This is a genomic window from Vibrio sp. D173a (assembly GCF_030248475.1).
This window is the reverse complement of sequence record NZ_JAHGAH010001355.1, coordinates 1-1,020: the sequence shown is the minus strand read 5'-3', so window position 1 is coordinate 1,020 and position 1,020 is coordinate 1. Positions and strand designations below refer to the sequence as shown.

Below are 1,020 nucleotides of genomic sequence, written 5' to 3'. Positions count from 1 at the left end.
ATCAGCCATTATTGTTATCCTTTCGTTTCTAATTTAATGGCCAGCCACGTCTTTGGCGTGGTTCTGGAAGAATTTGGTTAGAAGTTCTAAGTCTTCAGAGGAGATATCGGTGCGGTCACCCATGCCTTTCGCAACTGGGCCCCATGCGTTAACCGTAAACTGGCCTGCTGGAATTTTTGCGTGACTACACGTTGTCGAGCTCTTCTGCGTAGTCCCAGATAGGCTCAAGAGAGTCCAATACATCTGCATCGATCTGCGCTGTAATTGCTGCTGTACGCCACTCATTGCCGTATTCATCAGCGTGGTATTCACCGGCTTCTACAGCGTTTTGGCCCGCTTCTGTCAGCATTGCGACGATAGAGTAAAGCACTTGTTCGGCACCTTTCATTTGGTAAGCGTGCAGCTCTACTGTGCGTTGCGTGCCTTCTGTCGAAACAACATCTAGTTTCGCCGTCGGGTTAATCGTGCCAAGCTCACCCATCTCGATGGTTTCAACTGGGTAAACCACTTTTGCATCTGGTGATGTTTTCTCTGTGAACGCCATTAAGTTATCGAACGCTTCGCTGTCCATTTCTGGCTCTGTAGCAAAGTGCGCTACGCCTTTATGACAATCGATACAGGTTTGGTTGTTCTCTTGAGCGTAAGCGTGCATTTTGGCTGCGTCTTCAGATTGCTCGTAGCTGTCCATCGTATCAAAGGTATGGCAAGAACGACACGTTGCTGAGTCATTTTCACGCAGTTGTGCCCATACCGTTTCGGCCATCGCCATACGGTGTTCTTCGTACTTCTCTTCGGTATCAATTTTGCCCGTCACAAATTCGTGATAGATGTCCTTAGAGGCTCTGATTTTTGTGATTACGTAGTCAATAGGATCCGAAGGAATGTGGCAATCTGAGCATTCTGCTCGAATCCCTTTGGCGTTACTGAAGTGAATAGAACCTTCATATTCTTCGTATGGGATCTGCATGGTGTGACAAGAAACGCAGAACTCTGTGCTTGATGTGTAGTGCATGACCGCAG

At 47.6% G+C, this 1,020-nt stretch carries 1 pseudogene; it reads right to left on the bottom strand.

Annotation, left to right across the window (positions count from 1 at the left end):
* Positions 1 to 33: 33 nt before the first annotated feature.
* A pseudogene (locus KIV40_RS33325) lies at positions 34 to 1,020 on the bottom strand (NapC/NirT family cytochrome c); the annotation flags it as partial.